The organism is Streptomyces montanisoli (genome assembly GCF_017813245.1).
In the GTDB taxonomy this organism is placed as follows: domain Bacteria; phylum Actinomycetota; class Actinomycetes; order Streptomycetales; family Streptomycetaceae; genus Streptomyces; species Streptomyces montanisoli.
In genome coordinates this window covers 1-3024 of sequence record NZ_JAGIQL010000316.1, presented here as the reverse complement: position 1 = coordinate 3024, position 3024 = coordinate 1, and the positions used below count along the sequence as shown (strand labels likewise).

Sequence of the window (3024 nt, the reverse complement as noted above, 5' to 3'; positions counted from 1 at the left end):
CCCCCCCCCCCCCCCCCCCCGCCCCCCCCCCCCCCCCCCCCCCCCGCCCCCCCCCCCCCCCCCCCCCCCCCCCCCCCCCCCCCCCCCCCCCCCCCCCCCCCCCCCCCCCCCCCCCCCCCCCCCCCCCCCCCCCCCCTTCTAACAGGGAGAAGCGGGTACACGGGAACCATGGGTGACAGGAATTAAGACGTGTGCTCTTCGGATCTTCGGGCGAGAGCCAGTGCCAGCCGCGGCGTCAGGCGGAGGCTCTCGCCCGACACGAGCAGGCGCGCAGCCCGTGCCCGCCCCGCGCAGCTGGCGCGACGGCCTGGGCGAGCTGCGCGAGACGCACGGCGGCCCCGTCGACCTCGAACTCGTGCTGCGGTACTGCATGAGCGCCATCGCCGCCGAGCGGCCCTACGTCACCCCGGCCACGGCGCAGGCCGAGTGGGAGCTGTGGACGTGGGTGCGTGAGCTCGCCCTCGACCGGCTGACCCGCTTCTTCCGCGCCGAGCTGCGGCAGCTGTGGGAGGAGAGCCGCGAGCGCACCGACCGCGAGCAGCGGCGGACGGAGCCCGCGTACGGGGAGCGGCCGCGGCCCGGCGAGCGCACCAGCGTCCTGCTCGAACTCGAGCCGCGCGGCTGGGAGCGCGACAGCTACGACTGGCGCGTCGGCGTCGCGCACTTCAACGGCGAGGTCGACGCGATAGGGGACGGCACGGGCACGCGCCTCGACGAGCTGCCCGTCCACCTCGCGGGCCCGCTCGCCGAGGCGTTCCGCCAGTGCGACGAGCCCGACGAGCCGGCCGTGCTCCAGGTCGCGCTGGCGCAGGCGGCGCTGGGTCTCGACGTGGAGCGGTGGAGCCTCGCCCCCGGCGCGCCGCCGCTGGGGGCCGCACGCCCCGTGGTGGTGCGCTGCCTCGACCCCGAGCCGTCCGACGACCCGGCCGAGGAGCAGGCGCGCTGGGACCACCTGCACGCGGTCGCGATGCGTGCGCGTGACGTCGACTGCCAGGACGGCGCGCCGGCGGCCGTCGAGCGGGAGGACAGGCTGCGCTCCCTGGCGCCCGACACGGTGCCCGTCGTGTGCCACTACGCGGAGCGGCCCGACGCGGAGACGGCCGAGGGGTTCGGCCGCCTCGCCCGCAGCGGCTACCGCGTCGTGCTGCTGCGGCGGGCGCCCGAGAGCGGCCCCGAGACGCTCTGCGCCGACGTGCACAGGCGGGCCGCGCTCGCGGTCGCCGAAGCACGCACGGCAAGCCATCTCCCCGGTAGAATCCACGAGTTGCGCAAGGGCGTGTGGGACAAGAGGACCGAGACGTACTGGTCGGACCGTGTGGCGCTGTACTACGACGACCCGCGCCATCCGCTGCCCGGCCCCGGCCTGCTGCTGAACGCGCCGTGAGGGGCGCCCCCCGCGGCCGTCCCGCCTCCACGACCGTACGGCCCCGATCCCGGACAGCCCCGATCCTGGACAGCCCAGTGACGACCATGAGGAACACGCTATGAGCGAATCCAGCGAGTGGCTCATCTACCGCGGCGCGGGCGAACCGCACGAGGGCATCACACGGCTGCCGCCGCCCCCGCCGTGGCGGGACTTCACCGGGCGCGACACCTCGTCGCACGAGACGGACGGCGACGAGTCGGCCGACCGGCGCCTCGGCGTGCACCGGCACAGGGCCGAACTGCACAGGCCGGGCGCCGAGGAACTGGAGATGATCAACGCCGCGCTCTACCTGCGGCGCCCGCTCCTCGTCACGGGCAGCCCCGGGGCGGGCAAGTCCACGCTGGCGCACTCCGTCGCGGCGGAGCTCGGCCTCGGCCGGGTGCTGCGCTGGCCCATCGTCAGCAGGACCCGCCTCGTCGACGGGCTCTACCACTACGACGCGATCGCACGCCTCCAGGACGTGCAGGTCGCCTCGCACCTGGCGGCCCCTGGCACCGACCCGACCGCGGACATAGGCAGCTACATCAGACTGGGCCCGCTCGGCACGGCGCTGCTGCCGTCCCCGACGCCGCGCGTCCTGCTCATCGACGAGCTCGACAAGAGCGACATCGACCTGCCCAACGACCTCCTGAACGTGCTGGAGGAGGGCGAGTTCGCCATCCCCGAGCTCGAACGCATCGCCGACCGGCTGCCGGACGGCGAGGCGCAGGTCCTCAACCACGAGGGCGCCAAGGTCACTGTCAAGGGCGGCCGTGTGCAGTGCCGCGCGTTCCCCTTCGTCGTCCTCACGAGCAACGGCGAGCGCGACTTCCCGGCCCCGCTGCTGCGCCGCTGCATCCACCTTGAGCTCGGCCGCCCGGACCACCAGCGTCTCTCGACGTTCGTCAGGGCCCATCTCGGCGAGGAGGCGGCGCGCGCGGGCGACGACCTCATCTCGCAGTTCTTCGAACGCTCGCAGCGCCAGCAGATCGCCACCGACCAGTTGCTCAACGCCGTGTACCTGACGGGCATCGCCGCGCCGCAGAGCCGCGAGCGCCTCGCCGACCTGCTGATCCAGCGCCTCGACCGGCCGAGGTGAGGGCCTGATGTCCGGCGAGCCGTCACCGGCCGGCCCCGCACCGGGGCAGGACGGACGTTCCGCACCCGCGCAGGGCGGGAGCGCCACGCAGGACGGGCGCCCCGCGCAGGACGGGCGCCCCGCGCAGGGGGCCGGGCGGCGCGTCGCGCTGTCCGGATTCGTCGCGCGGCTGCGCCAGGCGGGCCTCGACCCGGACGCGCGCCAGCTGTGCGACGCGCTCTGGCTCGCCGGGCACCTCCCGACCGAGCCGGCGGACGGGCTGCCCGAGGACGACGCACACCCGCCCGGGGGACCCGAAGAACCCGAGGGGAAACAGGAGGGTGCACGCCCGGGCGAAAACGGCACGAAGGGCGTGACAGGCGACACCGGTGACGGGAACACTGCCCTCGTGAACGGCACAGGAGCACCCGGCCATCCGCGCCGTACGGCCGACCCGCGCATCGCCCTCGGCGCGCCCCGCAAGGGGCTGCCGGGCGGCGGCATCACCGCGGACGTGACCGGGCGCGGCGGCTCGGCGGCC

2 protein-coding genes and 1 pseudogene are annotated in these 3024 nt (G+C 75.7%); all 3 read left to right on the top strand.

Annotation, left to right across the window (positions count from 1 at the left end):
* Positions 1 to 277 precede the first annotated feature (277 nt).
* Positions 278 to 1384, top strand: coding sequence for a VMAP-C domain-containing protein (locus JFN87_RS32745; protein ID WP_209346097.1), 1107 nt, complete (start codon positions 278 to 280; stop codon positions 1382 to 1384).
* Positions 1385 to 1484: 100 nt separating this feature from the next.
* Positions 1485 to 2504 carry an AAA family ATPase gene (locus tag JFN87_RS32740; protein WP_209346095.1) on the top strand — a complete coding sequence of 340 codons (1020 nt, stop codon included), beginning with the start codon at positions 1485 to 1487 and terminating at the stop codon, positions 2502 to 2504.
* A gap of 7 nt (positions 2505 to 2511) precedes the next feature.
* Positions 2512 to 3024 (top strand): annotated as a pseudogene (locus tag JFN87_RS32735) (hypothetical protein); the annotation flags it as partial.

What these genes read in the sequence shown, in the direction of transcription:
- JFN87_RS32740 (WP_209346095.1), top strand. Translation starts at nt 1,485, where the DNA reads ATGAGCGAATCCAGCGAGTGGCTCATCTACCGCGGCGCGGGCGAACCG.